Origin of the sequence: Streptomyces sp. NBC_01363 (genome assembly GCF_026340595.1) — a bacterium.
Lineage (GTDB): Bacteria > Actinomycetota > Actinomycetes > Streptomycetales > Streptomycetaceae > Streptomyces.
The window spans coordinates 5,431,658-5,451,586 of sequence record NZ_JAPEPF010000001.1; the positions used below are offsets into that span (position 1 = coordinate 5,431,658).

General features: G+C 65.9%; 17 protein-coding genes and 2 pseudogenes. 5 read left to right on the plus strand and 14 right to left on the minus strand.

The genetic code is table 11. From position 1 onward, the window contains the following. Positions 1-78 precede the first annotated feature (78 nt). The 7 genes from OG611_RS40915 to OG611_RS24665 form a co-directional block, all read right to left on the minus strand. Entirely contained in the window at positions 79-1,104 is a 1,026-nt protein-coding gene (locus tag OG611_RS40915; protein WP_353962567.1) for a metallophosphoesterase, read from the minus strand. Further along, the gene (locus OG611_RS24640; protein WP_266423964.1) at positions 1,097-2,359 is read right to left on the minus strand and encodes an MFS transporter; all 1,263 of its coding nucleotides are present in this window, start codon (positions 2,357-2,359) and stop codon (positions 1,097-1,099) included. Before OG611_RS24640 ends, OG611_RS40915 begins: the two co-directional genes overlap by 8 nt. Further along, positions 2,356-3,213 (minus strand): NTP transferase domain-containing protein, encoded by an 858-nt coding sequence (locus OG611_RS24645; RefSeq protein WP_266423966.1) that lies wholly within the window; start codon positions 3,211-3,213, stop codon positions 2,356-2,358. The genes OG611_RS24640 and OG611_RS24645 overlap by 4 nt, the downstream gene beginning before the upstream one ends. Further along, the gene (locus tag OG611_RS24650) at positions 3,206-3,982 is read right to left on the minus strand and encodes an SDR family oxidoreductase (protein WP_266423968.1); all 777 of its coding nucleotides are present in this window, start codon (positions 3,980-3,982) and stop codon (positions 3,206-3,208) included. The genes OG611_RS24645 and OG611_RS24650 overlap by 8 nt, the downstream gene beginning before the upstream one ends. 3 nt (positions 3,983-3,985) lie before the next feature. Next, the gene (locus OG611_RS24655; RefSeq protein WP_266426191.1) at positions 3,986-5,182 is read right to left on the minus strand and encodes a pyridoxal phosphate-dependent aminotransferase; all 1,197 of its coding nucleotides are present in this window, start codon (positions 5,180-5,182) and stop codon (positions 3,986-3,988) included. Positions 5,183-5,187: 5 nt separating this feature from the next. Next, complete coding sequence (locus tag OG611_RS24660; RefSeq protein ID WP_266423971.1) at positions 5,188-5,841, minus strand: class I SAM-dependent methyltransferase; 654 nt, start codon at positions 5,839-5,841, stop codon at positions 5,188-5,190. A gap of 156 nt (positions 5,842-5,997) precedes the next feature. Then, on the minus strand, positions 5,998-6,780 hold the full coding sequence (locus OG611_RS24665; protein ID WP_323180271.1) for an isocitrate lyase/PEP mutase family protein: 783 nt from the start codon (positions 6,778-6,780) through the stop codon (positions 5,998-6,000). Positions 6,781-6,827: 47 nt separating this feature from the next. On the opposite strand from OG611_RS24665, the gene OG611_RS24670 reads away from it, so the two are divergent. Then, the gene (locus OG611_RS24670; RefSeq protein WP_266423974.1) at positions 6,828-8,573 is read left to right on the plus strand and encodes an IS1182 family transposase; all 1,746 of its coding nucleotides are present in this window, start codon (positions 6,828-6,830) and stop codon (positions 8,571-8,573) included. A 155-nt stretch (positions 8,574-8,728) separates the two neighbouring features. Here OG611_RS24670 and OG611_RS24675 read toward each other — a convergent pair whose 3' ends face one another. From OG611_RS24675 to OG611_RS24695, 5 genes are all read right to left on the minus strand, one after another. Further along, complete coding sequence (locus OG611_RS24675) at positions 8,729-10,126, minus strand: IS1380 family transposase (protein ID WP_266423976.1); 1,398 nt, start codon at positions 10,124-10,126, stop codon at positions 8,729-8,731. Positions 10,127-10,330: 204 nt separating this feature from the next. Then, positions 10,331-11,227: a TauD/TfdA family dioxygenase gene (locus tag OG611_RS24680; RefSeq protein WP_266423979.1), complete on the minus strand. Its 897-nt coding sequence runs from the start codon at positions 11,225-11,227 to the stop codon at positions 10,331-10,333. A gap of 20 nt (positions 11,228-11,247) precedes the next feature. Next, entirely contained in the window at positions 11,248-12,732 is a 1,485-nt protein-coding gene (locus tag OG611_RS24685) for a class I adenylate-forming enzyme family protein (RefSeq protein WP_266423981.1), read from the minus strand. A 73-nt stretch (positions 12,733-12,805) separates the two neighbouring features. Beyond that, entirely contained in the window at positions 12,806-13,357 is a 552-nt protein-coding gene (locus OG611_RS24690) for a phosphatidylcholine/phosphatidylserine synthase (RefSeq protein WP_266423983.1), read from the minus strand. Further along, a complete protein-coding gene (locus OG611_RS24695; protein ID WP_266423985.1) occupies positions 13,357-13,632 on the minus strand; it encodes an acyl carrier protein in 276 nt (91 codons plus the stop codon). Before OG611_RS24695 ends, OG611_RS24690 begins: the two co-directional genes overlap by 1 nt. 177 nt (positions 13,633-13,809) lie before the next feature. Here OG611_RS24695 and OG611_RS24700 point away from each other — a divergent pair. Together OG611_RS24700 and OG611_RS24705 are read left to right on the plus strand one after the other, a co-directional pair. Then, positions 13,810-14,173 (plus strand): annotated as a pseudogene (locus tag OG611_RS24700) (transposase); the annotation flags it as partial. 832 nt (positions 14,174-15,005) lie between these two features. Next, on the plus strand, positions 15,006-15,644 hold the full coding sequence (locus tag OG611_RS24705; protein WP_266423988.1) for a transposase family protein: 639 nt from the start codon (positions 15,006-15,008) through the stop codon (positions 15,642-15,644). 46 nt (positions 15,645-15,690) lie between these two features. On the opposite strand, the pseudogene OG611_RS24710 reads toward OG611_RS24705, so the two are convergent. Both OG611_RS24710 and OG611_RS24715 read right to left on the minus strand, forming a co-directional pair. Continuing rightward, positions 15,691-16,134 (minus strand): annotated as a pseudogene (locus tag OG611_RS24710) (transposase); the annotation flags it as partial. A gap of 531 nt (positions 16,135-16,665) precedes the next feature. Then, entirely contained in the window at positions 16,666-17,127 is a 462-nt protein-coding gene (locus tag OG611_RS24715) for a cyclic nucleotide-binding domain-containing protein (protein ID WP_266423991.1), read from the minus strand. Positions 17,128-17,604: 477 nt separating this feature from the next. Between OG611_RS24715 and OG611_RS24720 the strand changes: the two genes are divergently transcribed. Both OG611_RS24720 and OG611_RS24725 read left to right on the plus strand, forming a co-directional pair. Then, the gene (locus OG611_RS24720; RefSeq protein WP_266423993.1) at positions 17,605-18,486 is read left to right on the plus strand and encodes a universal stress protein; all 882 of its coding nucleotides are present in this window, start codon (positions 17,605-17,607) and stop codon (positions 18,484-18,486) included. Positions 18,487-18,758: 272 nt separating this feature from the next. Further along, the gene (locus tag OG611_RS24725) at positions 18,759-19,787 is read left to right on the plus strand and encodes a zinc-binding alcohol dehydrogenase family protein (RefSeq protein WP_266423996.1); all 1,029 of its coding nucleotides are present in this window, start codon (positions 18,759-18,761) and stop codon (positions 19,785-19,787) included. Positions 19,788-19,929 lie beyond the last annotated feature (142 nt).

Below are 19,929 nucleotides of genomic sequence, written 5' to 3' on the forward strand. Positions count from 1 at the left end.
CCAAGCCCGCGCTCGCATACGTTTCGATACCTGCCATCATCCAACCCGGTAGGCTATGTCGAAAAGAATTGAGTGAGGCTAAAGCCTCGGCTTGAGTACGGTACAGCGATCGGCGAGACGCCCCAAAGCGTACGTCTCGTACTCGATCCCGATTCGCTGATAAAGGTTGCGGCACGAGTCCGACCAGGCGACTGCATCTCGATTTCGGATCCGGTGTACGAGTTGCACAACACCGCCCTCGAACACCTCGAACTCGGTCCAAAGTCCAGGGAAATCCTTCACGCATCCGACTTGGGAATAGACCACGCCGGACCACGTACGAGAACGCGTTCGGTGACTGTGCCCAGCCGAATACGACAGAACATTCGGCATGGACGTGCAGGCATCCACCAAAGCCTCACTGCTCGCAACGTCAAGGGTCTGGCCAGGGTTGTCTCCGTAACCCGGAAGGTAGGGAGGATGGTGGCCAAATATGAGAACCGGCACCGTAGCGGACTCCAGGTGGGACATGAGCCAGTCGAGCTGGGAACTGGTCAAGTTGCCGCCGTCAGCGCCCTCTACACAGGTGTCCAGAACCGCCAGCGCGATACCCGGCAGCTCGACCCAGAGATCGTCGGAATATCGTGTGCAGCCGTAGAAGGACTCGTGATTCCCTCGGACTGCGAGCAGTCTGCCATTGAAAGAGGCGCCATAGTGATTCTCGAACGCTTTGAATTCAACATCCTGTGCGGTATCCGTTATATCTCCCTTCACGACCACGGCGGCTGGGGAGATCTGCTTTATTTCATGAATGGCTGAAGAATTCATAAGAATTGGATGGGGGGCTTCACCGGGGCGTCGCGTCACTACATCGCCGGCAACTTCCTTGCCCATCAGTCCCGCAGACGTCTCTCCGAAATGGAGGTCGTTGACGGCTGCCACCCGACACAGCCGCTCTCCGGCTGGACGCGGCAAGGTGTGAAAGACGGATCCTCCCATATGGAACTCATGGTCCGGTTCCAGGCCTACGTACTCTACGACTAGTTCATCGCCGGGAGACACTCCGGCGCGACGATGGAAAATAGCCCGATCGTATGAGACGGTGGTTGGCTCCATGTTAAGCATCCTTTCTCGCGAGCACCTCGTTTGAGACTGAACTTGCGCGACTTCTTGACCAGACCCAGCATGCCGACAGGAAAACGACACCTGCGATTATCCATGCGGTCAATGCGAAGCGGTCGAGATATGTGCCGACGTTCCCTGATTCATCACCTGACACCACCGTAAAATATCCGCTATACCCCAGAGCCCCAAGCATGGATGCGCAGCTGATGAGTGTCGCCCGATTGAATCGTCCGACACGCATGGAGACCTCATGGGAAACTAAGACATCCGACGCAGCACCATTAAGGCTCCTTAGCGCCAGCATGCTTACAGCGATGAAGCTGATCGACGATGCCATCGCGGTGACGATGAGAGCCGAGAGCACGGCATAGCCGATTAGTACAGGTACTGACCCGAATCTACGCGAGAGCCGCGCCGCGCTGGCGGCTCCGATGATTCCGATGACTGCCAACACCGCCCCGGAGAACAGCGGGGTTCCGCCGAGCTCTTCAGGTGTCTTTCCCAGAACCTCCGCCAACCAGGGCTGCATCAGGGCCTCAGACAGGTGGTGCAGTGTGGCCAGCAGGACCAAGTACCCGAAAAACCAAGCTACCTGCGCATTCCGCAGGTAGCCGAGGGAGTTCAGCAGACCCGTCTTAAAAGGCACCCGTTCACTCGGTCGCGGCGGCTCATACATCGCCATCGAAACTCCGAGCTGAGTGATGGCTATGACTAAGGCGAAGAGGAAAGTTATCCTCAAGTCGAGGAGGCCGAGGGCTCCGCCGATAAGAGCGCATACCCCCTTCGCGACGAAACCGATAGCCCGCACCCGCGACTGCCGTTCTGCGAACTCCTCCTCACGCCCCAAAGCTTCCAAGGTGTCGAAGTGATACGCGACGTCGGTTCCCGACGTGAAGGCGAATCCTGCAGCGAGTGCGATCTGTCCGATGGCCACAATAGGCAGAGAACCTGAACCCGCGGTGAAAGCTGCTTCGGCGATAATCCATGAGACTGCAGCGATCCGAAGCGTGCCGATCCGTCCAAGATTATCGCTCGCCCACCCACTGGGAATCTCCAGCACCACTCCGGCTAAGAAGAAGAGTGAGGAGAGCAAGAGGGCATTGTGCAAGCCGAACTCTCGGGTGGAGAACAAAACAAAAACAGGTTGCCACGCCGCTGATGTGGCCAGGGCGGAAAGCACCGGCATGAGCCGAAGGTTGCGTTCCATTTGTGATGTCGTTACGGCGGTCTCTTCTGACGCGCCGTCGACGTTCACGAGCTCACCCCCTCAGGATCAGGCGGGGGCGCTGCAGAGTACGCGCTGTACTTCTCATTGAGTCCGACATGCCTGCGTGCGGCCTCAAGATCTGCAGCCGTGTCGACTTCGAATGCCCACTGCGGGTCGACCTGAGTCAGTCCTACGAGGCCTTCATCGCACAGGCCGTCGATGACTCGCTCGACATTGACTCCGGCCTTCGAAGCCAGTCGTCTGTCGAGGACTTGGATCAACTCCGCCCAGGGCATGGCCAACCGATAGCAACTGAGGTTGTAGAAGTCCTCATCGCTCCCTGACGCCTCCAGGTCCACGTTCAGGTCCGACCTGTGGACGATTCGCTTCACGGTTCCGGCAGGGTCAGCCTTGATTACTGAGCTTTCGAGCCTTTGGCGAGAGGCCAGAATGCGAATGTCATGACCGCCATCATTGGTGAAGAGCGCTTCGAGGGCATGGGGGTGCAAAAGCACGTCTCCTTCAATCACTACGACCTCTGGTGCGTCGGATCCAGGAGCGGCGAGTGCACACCGCAAGGAACCCCCGGTACCGGTAGAGCGGTAGTCTTCGTTGATCGTCAGACCGACGTCCAGCGCGTAGCGCCTCGATCCGCGAACCTCGTCGACAAGCGCCTTGACATGACGCCATCCATGTCCGGCGACCACCACCACCCTGCGCACTCCCACGGCTTCCAGCGCGGCGAGTTGACGTTCGAGAAGCGTCATCCCGCCCACGGTCAGCAGTGTCTTCGGAAGGTCGGTCGTGTACGGCCGCAGCCGGACGCCCTCGCCCGCCGCCAGAACGACGGCGAGCGCCGACTGCGCGACGGACGCCGTCCTCGAAAGTTCTCCGTCAGACATGGCCACCACGGCCCCCGTCGCACGAGATGACCTCGCCCGTGATGTAGCCAGCCTGCTCGCCGGCCAGGTGCGTCACCAGGGCGGCGATCTCAGCAGGCTTCCCCAGACGGTGGATCGAGGACTCGGACAGCTTCCGCGCGAGGAGTTCATCGTAGGTGAGACCGGCCGCCGCGGCCTGTCCCTCCCAGTTCTTCCGGAGCCCGGGGGTGTCGATGTAGCCGATCAGGACACCGTTGACGGTGATTCCGTGTTCGGCCTCCCGCTGCGCCATGCCCCGTAGATACGCGATCAGCGCGACGCGCAGGCTGGTCAGTGCCAGCAGCTTTCCAGCCGGTCGTTTGACGGCCGCTCCCGTGAGGTGCACGATGCGGCCCCAGCCCTGCGTCCTCATGTGGGGCAGCAACTTCTCGACGAGGTCAAGGGGGCGGCGCACTTCGGTCGAGAACTGTCCCTCGACGTCGTCCGCGCTCGGGGCATCGGGCAACGGACCGTGCCGCGGGGGCAGCAGAACGACGATGTCCGGCGGGGAGTTCAGTCCGTTCAGGACCGTGGTGACGCCCTCCTGCGTCGTCACGTCCGCCGCGATGCCGTGCGTCTTGGCCCCCGACTCGTCGGCGATCGCCGCACACGTCTCTTCGAGACCGGCGGGGTCGCGGGCCACGATGGTCACTTCGGCGCATTCGTGCGCGAGAGCCGACGCGCACGCCCTGCCGATCCCGCCGGTCGCGCACACGACCAGCGCGCGCTTGTCACTGAGGTGCAGGTCCACGCGTCACTCCTGGTCTCGCCCGGTGAGGGCGGCACGAAGCCGGTCGGATGCGATGGCGTTCGCCTTCTCCCTGCCGCCGAAGGACAGGCGCAGCCACCCAGGGGCGCCGAACGCCTCGCCCGGAAGCACGGCGACGCGATGGGTCTCCAGAACCCGCTCGGCGAACTCGCGGGTGGACGCGTACGTCAACCGCTCCAGCGACTGCCTGACGTCGGCGAACGCGTAGATACCGCCTGACGGGCGGTCAAGGCGGACTCCGTCGATGTCCTCCAGCTCCGTGCACACCCCGTCGCGGCGGTCTTGCAGTTCCTTCAGGAGCGGCGGGACGAAGCTCGCCCGTTCCTGAAGCGCTCCCACAGCTCCCATCTGCGCCACGTTGGACACATGGGACACGGTGTGCGACTGCACGGCGCAGCCCGCGGCGATCAGCTCGCGGGTGCCCGTGAGCCATCCGATGCGCCAGCCCGGCAGGCAGAACGTCTTGCTGATCGCGCCGACGCGAACGAGGTTCCTGTGGCGCCTAGTGTGCTGACGTCGGACGGCGTCGACGCTCCCGTACTCAAGGCCCGCATAGGTCTGGTCGAGAATCACCCAGACACCGCGCCGGTAGGCCCAGTCGCAGATGTCGTCGATCTCCGCGCTGTCCGCGCAGCGACCGGAGGGGTTGTCCGGCGCCACCAGGATGACCGCCTTGGTGCGCTCGGTGGCCGCGGCGTCCAGTGCCGGGATGCTGAGGGGAGAGCCAGGCCCTTCGACCGACGGGGCCGGCACGGGTACCCCGCCAGCCAGGCTGACCGCTGCGGGAAACGTCGGCCAGTGTGGCGTGGGCAGGATGACCTCGTCCCCCCGGTCCAGGATCAATCGCAGTGCCAGCGAAATCGCGTGCTTGGCACCGTTGGTGACGATGATCTCTTCCTGTTCGACCGGGATGCCGAGTTCGCCGTACCACGCGGCGATCTCCGCCCTGAGCCGGGGCAGCCCAGCGTTCGCGGTGTACCGGGCCAACTCCGCTGAATGGGCTGCCGCTTCGGCCGCGGCCACGGCGGCAGCTGGCGGGGGGTGATCCACGTACCCACCGTTCAGGCGTGCCACGTCGATTCCGTCGGCCAGCTTCTGCTTGACCAATCGGTCCAGCGCACCCGTGGGAGACGCCTCGACCCGACTCACGATCCGGAAGCGGTCGTCGATGTGCGGTGGCATCTCGTTCACGCTCGACTCCAGAAGAAGAGGCCATCAGCATCGGGACGTGCGGCCGTCACCTCACCCCGTACGAGCACCATGGCGTCGCTCACCCGGATGATCTCCGCGTTGGCGAGACCCCCCGCCGCCATCGCGGCCAGATGGGCCGACGGCGGCATGTAGAGGCCGCGGTGCCGGGGTTCGACCGGCAGATGGTCACAGACAACGACGGACGCACCGGGCCTGGCGACTGTCGCTATCTGCCCATAGAGGAGCGGTACGGCGGCGGGATTCCTGAGCTCGTGGATCGCCTGCATGGTCACGACGGCGTCGTACTCGGACGAGACCAGATCAGGCCACTTCGCATCCGAAAAGTCCGCTTTGATAAGCTGCGTCACTTTCGAACTGCTCAGGCGTGTCCTGGCGAGACGCTGCATCGCGGGTGACGAATCGAGAAGATCGTACGAGTCGACGTGGCACTCCTGTTGGATGGCTTCCGCAAGGCGGCCCGCGCCGCCCCCCAGCTCCAGAACCCTCAAGGCGCCATCCTGGAGCTTGAGAGTACGAACGAACTCCTCGATGAAGACGGCCCGTTGCGGGTACTGCTTCTCGTTGTATGCCACCCATTCCTCGGTGTAGGCGGCGTCCTCGAACTTGTGCGGGCTGCTGGTCGCCGACATGGTCAGATGCCTCCACCCTGAGACCGAGGCCGGAAATCAGCGAAGGACTCGCTGAAAGATATGAGCTTCGCCATTTCTCCGAACTCGCTGTCGACCCACTCCGGATGACCGTCCGAGACGAGTTCGAGGGCACGCTGAGTCCCCCAAATCGCCGCCCTAATCAGATGGTTGGCGTAGATGATCACCGAGTAACCCAGAACCCCCGAGCTCCTGAGCCGTGATCTCGGGGAACGCGGTGGGTACGGTGACCAGCGGGGAATTGCCGCTCCACGCCTCGGCCACATCCCTCACCTCGCTCCCCGTAGAATCCCGGGTGTGAATGAGGATCAGGTCCGCGCCCGACTGCTCGTACGCCTCGGCGCGCTTGAGCGCGGCGTCTAGGCCGTGGCCACGAATCAGGGCCTCCGTGCGCGATATCACGAGGAAGTCGTCGTCCACCGCATCACGGATCGCGGAGACCTTCGCACAGTAGTCGTCGATGCTCTCCAGTTCCGCGGCGCCGCCCGAGAAGCTGTTCATCTTCGGGAACGGATTGTCCTCGATCGCCAGGCCGGCCGCCCCGGCATCACTGAGCAAGCGTGCCGCGCGCGCCGCGCCCAGCGGGGACCCGTACCCGTTGTCGGCGTCCACCATGAGGGGCAGCGAGACCCGCGAGCATATGGCTGACACCACGTTTCCCACGAGGTCGGCGCTGATGAGGTTGCGGTCCGGGAGCCCGTAGACGGTCGAAACCTCCAGGCTGCTCAGCCAGCCACCGCTGAATCCAGCCCTCTGCACGAGTGCCGCTGTCATCGGATTGTGCACACCCAGCAGGATCGCGGGATCCGCCGACCCAGATTTGAGACGGTCCCTAAGCCTCGATCCACCGACGCGGTTTTGAAGTGGTCTCCGACTCTGCTGCGCAATTCCGTGCGGGGGTGAAGGTGGGCACGGGATGATCGTCTGTACGGTCGTTGTCCTGTCGTGCGGCCGTGGGGGTGGTGTGGATGTCGATGCGGCCGGAGGGGCTGCCGGAAGTCCCGGAGCAGACCGTGATGGTGGCGCGGGCGGCGTTCCCGCAGGGGAGCCTGGCGATACGGGTGCGAGACCGGCTCGCGGAGGTTTTCGCGGACGAGCCGTTCGCGTCGGCGTTCGGGGTGCGTGGGGCTCCGGGTTTGTCTCCGGGGGTGTTGTGCCTGGTCACGGTGTTGCAGTTCGCCGAGGATCTGACCGATCGGCAGGCCGCGGCGATGGCGGTGCGGGCGATCGACTGGAAGTACGCGCTCGGGGCGGAGCTGACGGACACCGGCTTCGATGCCAGTGTGCTGAGCCGGTTCCGTTCCCGCCTGTCCGACAACGGCATGGAACGGGTGGTCTTCGACCGTCTCCTTGAGTACTGCGTGGAGGAGGGGCTGGTCGCGGCCGGGGGCAGGCAGCGGACCGATTCCACCCATGTGATCAGTGCGGTGCGGGACTTGAACCGCCTCGAGCTGGCCGGGGAGAGTGTGCGGGCGGCGCTGGAGGCCCTGGCTGTCGCGGCGCCGTCGTGGCTGGCCGGGCAGGTCGATGTCGCCGAGTTCGCTCACCGGTACGGGCCGCGGGTGGACGGCTGGCGCATGCCCGCCTCGCAGACGAAACGCGACCGGCTCGCGCAGGTCTTCGGCCAGGACGCGCTGGCGTTGTGCCGGGCGGCCTGGTCACCCGGCACACCCCCATGGATCCGTGAGATCGAGTCCGTACAGATCCTGCGGCAGATCCTCGTCCAGACGTACTACCTGAGCACCGACACCAGGGGACGGGAGGTGATCAAGAAGCGGGCCGCCGACGACGAGGGTGTCCCGCCCGGTCATCGCCGCCTCGCCTCCCCCTACGACGCGGACGCACGCTGGGCGGCCAAGGGCGAGGGCCTGTTCTGGATGGGCTACAAGGTCCATCTCACCGAGACCTGCGACACTCCCACCGAAGCCGAAGCCGAAGCCGAAGCCGAAGCCGAAGCCGAAGCCGAAGCCGAAGCCGGTGTCCGGGCGGCACCGAATCTGATCACGGACGTGTGCACCACCGATGCCACCGTGCCCGATGTGAAAGCGACCGCCCCGGTCCAACAGCGCCTGGCCGAGCACGGCATCAGGCCCGCCGAGCACTACCTCGACTCCGGCTATCCATCCGCCGACCTCATCGCCGCCGCGCTGAAACAGGGCACCCGTATGGTCACCCCGGTTCTGCTGGATCATTCCGCCCAGGCCAAGGCCCACGCCGGCTTCGACAAGAGCGCCTTCATCATCGACTGGAGGGCCCGCCAGGTCCGCTGCCCCGCCGGCAAGACCAGCGCGCACTGGAACCCCGTGAAACAGCACGGAACGGACGCGATCGTCATCACCTTCGGCGTCCGCACCTGCCGCCCCTGCCCCTTCCGCGACCAATGCACCAGCTCCGCGAAAGGCCGCCGCATGCTCACCCTGCGCCCCAGAGAGCCAGAAGAAGCCCTCACCCAGGCCCGCGCCGAGCAGAAGACCGAGACGTGGAAGGCCAAGTACGCCCTGCGAGCGGGTGTGGAAGGCACTATCAATCAAGCCCTCGACATCACCGGCATACGCCGGGCCCGCTACCGCGGGCTACCGAAAGTCCGCCTCCAACACGCCTTCTCCGCCACCGCACTCAACGTGATCAGACTCGACGCCCACTGGACCGGACACGACCAGCATCACACCCGCAGCAGCCGGCTCGAACGCCTCGCCTACCGACTCACAGCCTGACCCAGGAATTGCGCAGCAGAGTCGTCTCCGAGGGTTTGCGGGGCGGGTTCTGAACTGTCGGCCGGGTGTGGACAAGTGGTATCCGCTGGTCTGCCCAGCTTTTCCACGGGTTCGGTTCCGGTTGGGCCCTGGCGGGGCGGGTCGGGCAGAGGCGGTCAGGCCGGTTCGGGTGGGCGGTGGACGGTGTCGAACAACTGCGTCCACGCGTCTCGCCAGGGCCAGTTGTGCGGTAGGTGCAGTGTGATACGCCGTGCGGAGCGGGCGATCCGGGCCGGGACCTGGATCAGGTGGGCGCGGAGGGTGGCGGTGGTGGCCTTGGCGTGGAAGGCGGAGGTCAGTGCGCCGATTGCCCGCAGCAGGTTGTAGGCCATCGCCCACAGGGTGAGCCAGGCGGCGTTGGCGTTGAACTTCCCCGACGGCAGGTGGGCCAGGGCGGAGGCTTTGCTGTCCGCGATGACCTGCTCGACGACGGCGTGGTGACGGTGTTCCCGCTCGGCTTGGAGGGTTTCGGCGGGGTTGTCGGTGAAGAACGGGTGGTGGCGCCAGACCGGGAACAACTCGCCCTGCTCTCCGACGATCGGGGGTTTGGCCAGGTCACGGACCCGGCGCACGATCAGCCGGGCCGTGACCCGCTCCGATTTCTTCCGGCTGGCGAACGCCGTGTATGCGGGGATCTCGGCGACTTCGGCGTCCGAGACGAGTTCGCCGGTCTCGGGGTCCGGCACCGCGGTCGGGTAGGTGATCTGCTGCCATGCCTTGTCGGGGATGGCAGCGATGGCCCGTTTGATGGAGGGGTTCATGCCGGTGGTGATGGAAAAGTGGGCGCCGGTCCGGCGGCAGGCGGCAATCACACCGGCGTTGTAGAACTGGGAGTCCGCGCGCAGGATGCGGGTGCCGGTGCAGCCGGCCTCGCGGGCGGTGGCCAGGGCCTCGCTGACGAACTTCGGGGCGCCACGGGAGTCGGCCGCTTTGCCGCGGCGCAACCGCACTGTGGCGATCACCGGCCGGGAGTGCGGGGTGCGGACCGTGGCGAGCAAGGGGTGCAGGGTGCGGGTGCCCTTGAACCGGCCGTACTCGGCGCCCTGCTTGGTGCGGCCGTAGACCCGTTTGTGGGTGGAGTCGACGTCGATGAACGCCATTTGCCCCGCACCGGGCAGCAGCGGGGTGTGTACGGCCAGTTCGCCAAGGAACCTTCGGTGCACAGCGTGGAGCTGGAGCGCATGACCGTGGGTGAACGCGCGCAGGAACGTGCCCAGCGTGGACGGGGCACGGATCCCGCCGAACAGGGTCGGCATCGCGCCGTGGCGCAGGACGTCCAGGTCGTCGATGCTGTCCGCGCCCACGGCCATCCCGGCGACGATGCTGGTGACCTTGGCGTCCGCTGCCGCACCCGCACCGTTCCCCGCCCCGCTCAGCCTCACCTTCCCCACTGTCAGCCGGGCAAGCCCGCACCGCTCGGCCAGCCGCATCATCGGGACCAGCCCGGCATACGCGACCAGATTGGCGTCATCGAACTCGGCGGACACCGCCGAAACGGCAGGGGAAGATTGCATCTCGCGGGTGTTCTCTTGCTCTGTGGATATGGAACCGTAGGAAGTCCCATCGTCCCAGCTCAGAGGGCATCCGCGTATTCATGCCCAAGCCTTGGACCAGCTATTGCTCGGCGGATCGAGGCTAAGGGGTAGTACTCCCGCCAAGGCTTCCCTATTCGTCATGCGCAGATCGCTTCCTTCCACGTGACACCTGTGGGCTGGACTTCACTTGCTTTGTGGCGGTGACCAGGCATCGACCGGATCACCTCGGAGCGTCACCCGGCGAATGGCCCGATGGGCGTTTCCGTAGTCACGGGTCGCGTAGTGCATGGTGCAGCGGTTGTCCCAGAAGGCGACGTCGCCGGACTCCCAGCGGAAACGCACCACGACTTCCGGCCGGGTCAGGTACCGGTAGAAGATGTCGAGAATCTCCCTGCTGTCTTCCGGGCGCAGCTCGGCAAGCCGCGTGGTGAACCCCGGGTTGACGAAGAGGCAGGGCTTCGAGGTGACGGGGTGGCGCCGCACCACCGGATGCTCCACCGGTTTGAGCTGGTCGAACGGAACGCCGTCCCACTCGCCACCGCCGGACGCGACGCGTGATCCGTACTGCTCGGAGGCGTCATGAACGGCCCGCAGGCTCTGCGCCAGTGTCTTGAGAGGGCCCGGCAGGCTTTCGAAGGCGGCCTCCGCGTTGGAGTAGAGCGTGTCGCCGCCGACCGGCGCCGAGTGACTGACCTGCATGACCGTGCCGAGGGGCGGCGTCTCCATGAAGGAGACATCGGTATGCCACACGTTGGTCGTCGGCACCCGACCGTCGGGGCTGAACCGTTCCTGCAGTCGCGCCTGTGTGTAGTCCACTTCGAGGAGGTGCCCCATCTCGTTGCTGGCCGGATCGAGAATGGGGTGGCTGTTCGTCGTCTCGCCGAACAGGTCAGCGAAACCGAGAAGCTCCTCGGGCGAGCAGTCCTGCCTTCTGAATACGAGGACCTTGTGGCTGAGAAAGGCGCTGCGAATGCTCTCGACTTCTGACTCGCTGAGGTCGCGGCCGACCCGAACCCCGCTGACCTCCGCCCCGATCGAGCCCGTGCAAGGGGAGATTTCTATGGGCTTACCCGATGGCAAGGTGCTTCCACCTTCCGTGTCTATTTGGTCTCGAATTCTGCTCGGGCGATCTTCCCCGAGGCGTTACGGTGCAGCGATTCACGAATCTCGACAGAGGTCGGGACCTCAGATGCCGAGAGGCGGCGTCTGCATTCCCGCTGGAACCATACGGAGTTGAGCTCTGTCTCTTCGGCGAGCACCACGACGGCATGGACGGACTGTCCGAGCAGCGGATCAGGCCGGCCGACGACCACCGCGTCCTCGATCCCGTCCATTTCGAGCAGCACGCGCTCGACCCGTGCCGCGTTCACATTGACACCGCCGACGAGCAGTACCTGCCCAGTGCGCCCGGTGAGGTGGAGACTCCCTGTCTTACTGAGGTAGCCGAGATCTCCTACGCTCACGTAATCACCCCATGAGCGCAGAACTCGCGGGGTCCCGAGCTGTTCATAAGGTAGTGCGGTCGTCGGCGATTTGAGATAGACATCGCCCTCCACTTCGGGTCCGCACACCCGGCCTGATCCGTCGAGGATCACTGCGCATCCGGGACGCGGACGTCCGATCGAACCGGGCTCTTCAAGCCATGCGTCGCCGCGCACGGCGAGGTGGAACAACGCTTCGGCCGTGGTGTACGTTTCGTAGAGGTTCTCTTTTCCGACGAGCGATATCCAGTCCCGTTTCACGCTGTCCGGGCACGGGCCGGCGCCGTGGTGTACCGCCTTGATATCGGCGAACGCTGACCGGTCGACCTCGGGTATCTCCAGGATCATGCGCATCTGTGTGGGGACAATCCTGAGGAAGTTGACCCGGAATTCCTTCATGAGGTGAACCGAGTCGTGCGGTGAGAAGCGATCGAGCAGGATGATCTCCTGGCCGAGCGCCAGTCCGTAGTGGAGGCAGGTGAATCCTGCGTGGTGCTGGGGGAGGGTCACCAGTTGGACTTGGTCATGCGCGACGCCGAGTTCTGTCAAGTCGGTGTCGACCCCGGCGTAACTGTCCTCCAGAAGGTGTCCTGGCCGGGTCGTCCAGGCGGGATTGCGGGCGATGCCGACCGAAGGCCGGCCGGTCGAGCCGCCTGTGGATCGGGCGAAGCGAGGCGAGAGGTCGTGGGCGATGGTCGGCCGAGAGCCCGCGGGCCGGGGTGCGATTGGCCACTGGGGAACCACGTCGGCCGCCGCGTCGTTTCCGAGGACGACAAGGTTGGTGATCGTTCCCTTCAGTGCCTGGAGCCGATCGGCAGGGAGGCCGGGATCAAGGGGCAGCAACGTGGCGCCAGCCGACCACGTGGCCAGGCTGTAGACCACGTGTGTCAGCCCATGGCTGACACGTACCGCCACGACGTCACGCGGTCCGACGCCCTCGGCCGCCAGGTGGGCGGCAGCGCCGAGCAGGTCTTCCCAGAGTTCCGCGTAGGTCCGGTGCGTCTCTTTCCCGGTGGAACTGAAGTGACGGACCGCAGTCTTCGAAGGACTGCTCAGCGCAAGTCGACGAATCCGTTCGATGTTCGAGATAGTCGCTGTGTTCATCGCAGGCCCCCATGGGTCAGAGGGTCGGTCGGAGCCGTCGCGAGGAGTGCGATCAGAATCGCCACCACCGCGGTCACGGCGGCGTATCCGATGCCGGACAGAGCTCGCACCTTGATCGGCGCCACTTGAAATACGGTGATGAGCCATGCGGTGGGCAAAGCAAGTGCTTCAGCGTGAGATCGAAATGGGTGGAGACGACGATGGCCAGGCTGAAGGCGGGAACCGTGTAGGTCACCGGAAGACCGGCGAATCGATGCCCCCCGTCCAGACCGACGATCGAGAAATAACTGAGTCGCGTCGCACTGGCCAGCACAAGCACTGAAGCCGTGAGAACTCCTAGAACGCTCGAACCGGTCGCGGCCAATATGAGCACCGCCGGCCATGCGCCCGCGCTCACGATGTCCGCGAAACTGTCCAGCGCCGCGCCCATCTTCTTCGCGACTTCCCCCCTCCCGCGGAGCCGACGGGCAACAGGGCCGTCAATATGGTCGATCATGAGGGCGATGAGCGCGAAGACGGCCGCCCAGCGGGAGTTGCCGTCGAGCACCCACGCAAGCGCTATCACGGCGAGAATAAGTCCGAACCCTGTCAATGCATTTGCTGGATCCCGAAGAGAGCCCAGCATCAACGGCCCTTCGGGTTCGCCCCGGTGCGTTTCGCCGGGCTCTTCGATATCACCGCGCAGATCTGCCTGATGCCTTGAGCATCCACAACGTCAAGCACATTGATCTCGCAACCGAACTCTTCCTCAAGGAGGCGGTTGAGCTGCACAGCCTGCAAGGATGTGCAGCCGAGATCAGCCAGTCCGCCCTGAAAATCTCCGTCGATCTCGGCGCGCTCTATGCCGAGGACTGCGGCAACAAGATCAGAAACCCGCTCTTCGAGTTCCACTGCGTCCATCCAAACCCCCTCAAGGTCTTGTCTCACTCAAGGTGCTGCACGACTCAGGGGACGGTAGACGCCGACCGCAGAATCGACAAGCCCGCACTACACAGGTTCTTCACAAGTTCGCTTCACGGTGAATTCAACACCGGCACCGCTATTTCGTTTGGTGTGATCTTGGGGCAACCTGGGGCAGTGACTGCTTCGCTAGTTGAGCGGCTGGTGCCCAAACAGCTTGTGGGAGTTGTTCGAACGTGTGGTACCAACAGCGCCGGAGCGCCCGCAGGGCGGTGGGCGGCGGCGCTGTGGGGCCCGGGCTGCCCTGGCTGCGATCATCTTTGTCGTTACGTCGGAATGCCCGTGGAATCAACTGCCCTCCGGCTTCGGGCTGTCGGGGGTGACTGCGTTCCGTCGGTTCGCTGAGTGGTCCGAGGTGGGAGTGTGGGATGACCTTCATCGTCTGATCCTCGATACGCCCGTCTCGCGCACCGACCTGGACTGGTCGCGGTACGCGCTCAGCTCTATCCGTGTCCGCGCCCGCCAGGGAACCGTAGAGGGAAGCGGATCCGAGAGTGCTGGATCTCCGTGAGGGTGCGGGAGTGCTCGTCATGTGCCTCTGACGCATCGCCAAATGAAACGGCGCATGAAGAATGGCGTACAGCTCCATGAATAGCGTCGTGAGCTGCGGCCTTGTGGACTCCTTGGGTGTGGGGCTGCAAGATGCCCCTGGGCGGGCGTGTGCGTGGGCGCTGGTGCGGGCGTCTGCGGGCCCTGTCGCGGATAGCCTTGCCCTGCAGGTGCGGGGCGCCTTGCTGTCGGCGTTAGAAAAGGCGTTCCCATCTGCCCGGTCATCCCCGAGGCCCGGGAGGGGGCGTTCTTCATGGTGCTTGGTTCAGGACTCGTCGCCGTGTCGAGTCTCGTTGAACAGAGCACCTATGCAGTCACATAATCTCCACAACTTCAGCGAGTTCTCTACTCCTAGCGCTGGCGGCGCCATCAGTGACGTGCCACCCGTAGGTGGCTGCAGAGATGATTAACGAGCTCGTGGATGGTTGGCGGTGGCGCGCGAAACCTTGATCATTGATCAGGGTCGGTGTGGTGGGGAACCAGGCACGTGCAGCAATCATCCGAAGCCAGCGCATCACCGGGCTGACGCCCGACGTGATCGCTGAACTCGTCGCCGAGATAGGTCCGTCGTGGCACGAGCGGCAGCAGGCCGAACTGGAGTCACGGCCCGCCGACGGGCAGTCGGTGCGGGGGCGAAACACAAACTGGTCCTCGTTGACCGGCTGTTGGCGACCTTGGTCAACCTCTGCCACGGTGCGACGCACGATGTGTTGGCCTGCTGATTCGGTGTCGACCGCTCCACCATCACGCGGGCAATCGGTGAGGTGCGACCCCTGCTCGCCGAGCGGGGCTGCACCGTCGCACCCGGCCTCCGACTCCGCACGCTCACCGAAGTCATCGACCACCTCGGCGCCGACGGGCAGACCGGCATCATCGACGGCACCGAGATCCGCGTCCGCCGCACGGCAGCCGGACGTAAGGACCGGGAGAAGTTCATCTCCGGCAAGAACAAGCAGAACGCCGTGAAGTCGATGGTCGTCACGGACGCCGAGGGAAGACTTCTGTTCTGCAGCCCGGCCGAGCCTGCCAGCTGCGCGGACATCACCCATGCCCGCAAGTTGGGTCTGGTCAAACTCCTGACTGATGGGCCGGCCATGGAGATCCTCGCCGACGCCGGCTACCAGGGACTCGGGGCCCAGACCGGCCGACGCGTGATCACGCCACCGCACCGTAAGTCCAAGAAGAACCCGCCGCAGTGGTACGAGGAGATGCACGAGCATCAGCGCAAGGCCCACTCCTCACGACGTATCCGGGTCGAGCCCGGCATCGGCCATCTGAAGAACTGGCGCACCCTCGCCCGCCACCACGGTCACCGCAAGCACATGAGCGACATCATCCAAGCCGTCGCCGGACTGCTCCCCCACCAGCAAAGCGCAACTCTCAGCGGCGGTACGCGAACGTGAACACAACGCGAACCCGCGGCACTCGACGCACCACCGCCAACCATGCCCGGTTGCGGAACGCGGCGACCTGTTCGTCCAGATGCTTGGCCATCGCACTGACCTGGGACTTCGACAGCTGTGTGACGCCGAGGGACTCGGCGAGCTTCTCCACCCGGCGGGTCGAGACGCCCAGCAGGTAGGCGGTGGCGACCACCGAGATGAGGGCCTGCTCGGCCCTACGGCGACGCTCCAGCAGCCAGTGCGGGAAGTAACACCCGGACCTGAGCTTGGGGATGGCGAGTTCGACGGTGCCCGCCCGGGTGTCCCACTCGCGCGGGCGATATCCGTTGCGGTGATTGACTCTCTCGTCGCTGACCTGCCCGTATTCGGCGTTGCAGAGGGCGTCGGCCTCGGCAGACATGAGGGCGTCGGCGAACGTCTTGACCATCGCGCGCAGCAGATCGGGACTCGTCGCGGCGAGGTTGTCTTCGGCGAGGGCGTGCAGGGGCAGACTCGAGGGCGTGCAGGGGCAGACTGTCGGGTGCGGTCATCGTGCTGATCTCCTTCGAGCTTCGACATCTCGAAGATCAGTCGGTGGCCGTTCATCTATGCGGGCACCATCCCGATGCCGGAACAAACCCCCGGATCAGGTCGAACCCGTACACCACTTCTCAGGACGCAACCGAGCAGTGCAAAGACCACTGTGACCGACAGGAGCCACGGCTGCCGGTTCGGCACCCGTGGCCTCTCCGTGAGGGCCTACCTACAGAAAGAACGAGAAACTTACCCGAGCCGCATCGTGCGACGTGGAGTCGGTGGAGCTAGCGCTGGGTATATGACCTCGTGCAGAGAGCTGAGCCTGTACGAATGTGCCAACAAAGCTCTGTAAAACGAGTGCCGCGGTGCAGAAACTAGCTGGCAAGAGTGCAGGTGACAGAGTCGCTCGGGTGACATCAATGGGCTGTGGTCACAGGGCGGGCGACCTTCCCCGGTGGACGCCACCCGGTCCGGGCCGAACGGTCCGTTCCCCGGTCCGCTCAGCTCAGGCCTCGGGAGTGTCGGCCCGGGGACCGTACAGCTGCAGCAGCCTTGTCCGTGTTCCGTACAGGCGCTCCGCGACCGTCTCGGCGACGAACCTGTACACCGCCCGGCCCAGGGCCGCATCGGCCTCGCACAGCGAGCGGACGGCAGCGGCATCGAATTCCACTGCCTGCCCCGCCTGGATCACACGCGCACCCAGGTGCCACACGTGCGGGGGGAAGAGCCAGGACCAGCCCAGCAGATCGTCCCGTCCCAGTGTCTCGACGACCGCCGCACGGCGGCCGGGCACATGGAGGTCGACCTCGACCTGACCCGAGCGGATGACCCAGAAGCGGTCGGCCCTTCTGCCTTCCTCGAAGAGCCGTGAGCCGAGGACCAGCGGCACTTCGCAGGCCGCTTCGTCGAGCAGGCGGGCCCGGCTCCCGGGCGGGATCACGTCGAGCAGACTTCTGGCCGTTGACATGGAACCTCCGTTCCCGGCGGGCGGTGTGTACCCGCACGCCCGCTCTGAACGATAAGCGTGCTTCCGGAGGGGCGCTCGGCCGTGCCGGGTGGTGCGGAGCGTCATGCCCACGCGTCCTCCATGGGAATCCGGTCCAGCCATCGGGCCCGCCGCTGTTCCGCTGCTCCCTGTCCACTCCATCGCGTGCCGCCCGGGACGGATGGCGCTCGGGTCGACCGGCCTGGTTCCGCGACCCGCTCAGCCCATGCCGCGGGCCGCACGGCGCACACAGGACGATGGCCTCCGATTCCGCCCGCAGGCATGGGGTTGGCTGGCGCCACGGTACTGATCCGGACCACGCTTGGATGACGGCAACAGCGCATCAGGTGCAGGGGTGGGAGACGGAGCGGGACGAGGTGGAGGCCGAGCTGCCCGAGCGGTTACGAAAACGGCGGCGGATCGGTACTCGTGACTTCGGGGAGAGACCGAGGAGAGAGAATGGACAGCACTCGATCAAGCGTGACCGTGACGGGACCGGTCGTGGTCGGCACCGATGGTTCCGACCATGCGACGCGGGCCGTGCGGTGGGCCGCGGGCGAGGCTGCTGCTCGCAGTCGGCCGCTGCGGATCGTGTACGCCACCGGGACGAGCCACGGGGGTCTGTATCTCTCCCGGGAGGACATCCAGCGGATCGACGGCTTGGCGGAAGGTGTGCTGGAAGAGGCCGCCGCACTCGTACGCCGACTTGCTCCCGGCGTCCCCGTGACGACGGCCGTGTGCGAGAACGAGACGACAGCATGCCTGCTCGGTGAAGCCGGTTCCGATGCCACGATCGTCGTGGGCTCCCGTGGACGCGGCGGATTCGCGTTCCTGCTGGTCGGTTCGGACTCGCTCCGGGTGGCCGCGCGCTCCCAGGTCCCGGTCGTCGTCGTGCCTGGCGGTGAGGACCGTGAACCGGCAGGTGTCGTGTTGGCCGCGGTCCGGGACGAGCGTGACGAGGAAACACTGCGCGTCGCCGCCGCTCTGGCCGCCCGGGAAGGTGTCTCACTCCGGGTGCTCAGCACATGGGTCCTGCTCGAGAACGTCGGCAGCATGGCGACGATGTTCGACGGTGTGGACCGGCTCGCCGCGGATCGGGCGACCGCGACGGCCCGGCTCGTCGCGCCCGTGCGCAAGGACTTCCCGGACCTCACGGTGACCGAACACGTCGTTCGTGCCGGGTCCGTCCCCGAGGTGCTGGTGGCAGCGACCACCGACGCCGATCTGATCATCATCGGATCACGCCGGCGTTCCCACCCCGTCGGCTCGCCGCTCGGCCGCGTGACGCATGCTGTCCTGCACCACGCGCACTGCCCGGTCGTCCTCGTTCCCCATCCTTGACCGCTTGATCAAAGGGATCACTTGATCAGAGGCGCCCGCCGAGGGCCGGTGCCGCGGAGCGCAGCCGCCGTACGCCGAATCCGTGAGTGGCACCTCGGCACCCGAGAACCGCTCCGGAGGCAGCGGCGGGGGACCGGGCTCGCACCGGTCACGGGGCAGCAGCTCGCCGGGGTCGGTGACGACCACATCGGCGCCATGGCGGCGCAGTCCCGCCGAGCCGGCTCGTCCCGCCTGCGTTTGCCGGGCCCGTCGGTCGGCGCCAGGCTGGGAACATGGTCGGGGCACCGGCTTCGCACGTGCTGACCGGGTGGGCTGTTCAGAGCCCTGGTCCGATCGCGGACGGCCCGCTGGTGCCCGTGCGGCGTGCCGTGCCCTCGCCGGGGCCCGGTGAGCTGTTGCTGAGCGTGGAGGCGTGCGGCGTCTGCCGCACGGACCTGCACCTTGCCGAAGGTGACCTGCTCCCGCACCGGGCGTCGACCGTCCCCGGCCATGAGATCGTCGGCCGCGTGACCGCCGTCGGCGCGTCCGTCACGGGGTTCCGGGTCGGCGACCGGGCCGGTGGGGCATGGTTGCGCAGTACCTGCGGCCACTGCCGCTACTGCCGGGCCGGTCGCGAGAACCTCTGCCCGGCCTCCCTCTACACCGGCTGGGACGCGGACGGCGGTTTCGCCGATGCCACCCTCGTTCCGGCGGACTACGCCTACCGGCTCCCGGACGACCAGGACGCCGCGCTGCTGGCGCCGTTGCTGTGTGCCGGGATCATCGGCTACCGGGCTCTGCGACGCAGCGCCCTGCCGCCCGGCGGCCGGCTCGGGATCTACGGTTTCGGGGCCTCGGCCCATCTGGCGGCGCAGGTCGCCCTGGCCGAAGGAGCGACCGTGCACGTGCTGACCCGTTCGGCACGTGCCCGCGAACTCGCCCTCGACCTGGGCGCCTCCTCGGTGAGCGGCGCCTACGACCGCCCGCCCGAACCACTGGATTCCGCGATCCTGTTCGCGCCGGTAGGAGATCTGGTACCCGTGGCTCTGGAGGCGCTGGACCGTTCGGGAACCCTCGCCGTCGCGGGCATCCACCTCACCGACATCCCCGTGCTCGATTACCGCCGCCATCTCTTCGAGGAGCGGAATCTGCGCAGCGTCACCTCCAACACCCGGCAGGACGGACGCGACTTCCTGGACACGGCCGCGCGGATCGGCATCCGGGTCACCGTCAGCCCGTATCCGCTGAGCCGTGCCGACCGGGCGCTGAGCGACCTGGCCGCCGACCGGGTCAGCGGCGCCGCCGTGCTCGTGCCCGGCTGACTTGCCGCGACGTGCTCGGCGGGGCTGGATCCGCGTACGGCAACTGCGTACGGCATCCGCGTACGGCATCCGCGTCCGGCAGAGTGCAGCGCACGGCTCGGTCGCGGTCGAGTAGCCGTCCGGGCCGGTCCCGGGGTGGTCC

Bases quoted from the DNA above. Each gene is read 5' to 3' on its own strand.
- OG611_RS40915 (WP_353962567.1), bottom strand. From the start codon at position 1,104: ATGCTTAACATGGAGCCAACCACCGTCTCATACGATCGGGCTATTTTC.
- OG611_RS24645 (WP_266423966.1), bottom strand. From the start codon at position 3,213: ATGTCTGACGGAGAACTTTCGAGGACGGCGTCCGTCGCGCAGTCGGCG.
- OG611_RS24655 (WP_266426191.1), bottom strand. From the start codon at position 5,182: ATGCCACCGCACATCGACGACCGCTTCCGGATCGTGAGTCGGGTCGAG.
- OG611_RS24660 (WP_266423971.1), bottom strand. From the start codon at position 5,841: ATGTCGGCGACCAGCAGCCCGCACAAGTTCGAGGACGCCGCCTACACC.
- OG611_RS24670 (WP_266423974.1), top strand. From the start codon at position 6,828: ATGTCGATGCGGCCGGAGGGGCTGCCGGAAGTCCCGGAGCAGACCGTG.
- OG611_RS24675 (WP_266423976.1), bottom strand. From the start codon at position 10,126: ATGCAATCTTCCCCTGCCGTTTCGGCGGTGTCCGCCGAGTTCGATGAC.
- OG611_RS24685 (WP_266423981.1), bottom strand. From the start codon at position 12,732: ATGAACACAGCGACTATCTCGAACATCGAACGGATTCGTCGACTTGCG.
- OG611_RS24690 (WP_266423983.1), bottom strand. From the start codon at position 13,357: ATGCTGGGCTCTCTTCGGGATCCAGCAAATGCATTGACAGGGTTCGGA.
- OG611_RS24695 (WP_266423985.1), bottom strand. From the start codon at position 13,632: ATGGACGCAGTGGAACTCGAAGAGCGGGTTTCTGATCTTGTTGCCGCA.
- OG611_RS24715 (WP_266423991.1), bottom strand. From the start codon at position 17,127: ATGTCAACGGCCAGAAGTCTGCTCGACGTGATCCCGCCCGGGAGCCGG.
- OG611_RS24720 (WP_266423993.1), top strand. From the start codon at position 17,605: ATGGACAGCACTCGATCAAGCGTGACCGTGACGGGACCGGTCGTGGTC.
- OG611_RS24725 (WP_266423996.1), top strand. From the start codon at position 18,759: ATGGTCGGGGCACCGGCTTCGCACGTGCTGACCGGGTGGGCTGTTCAG.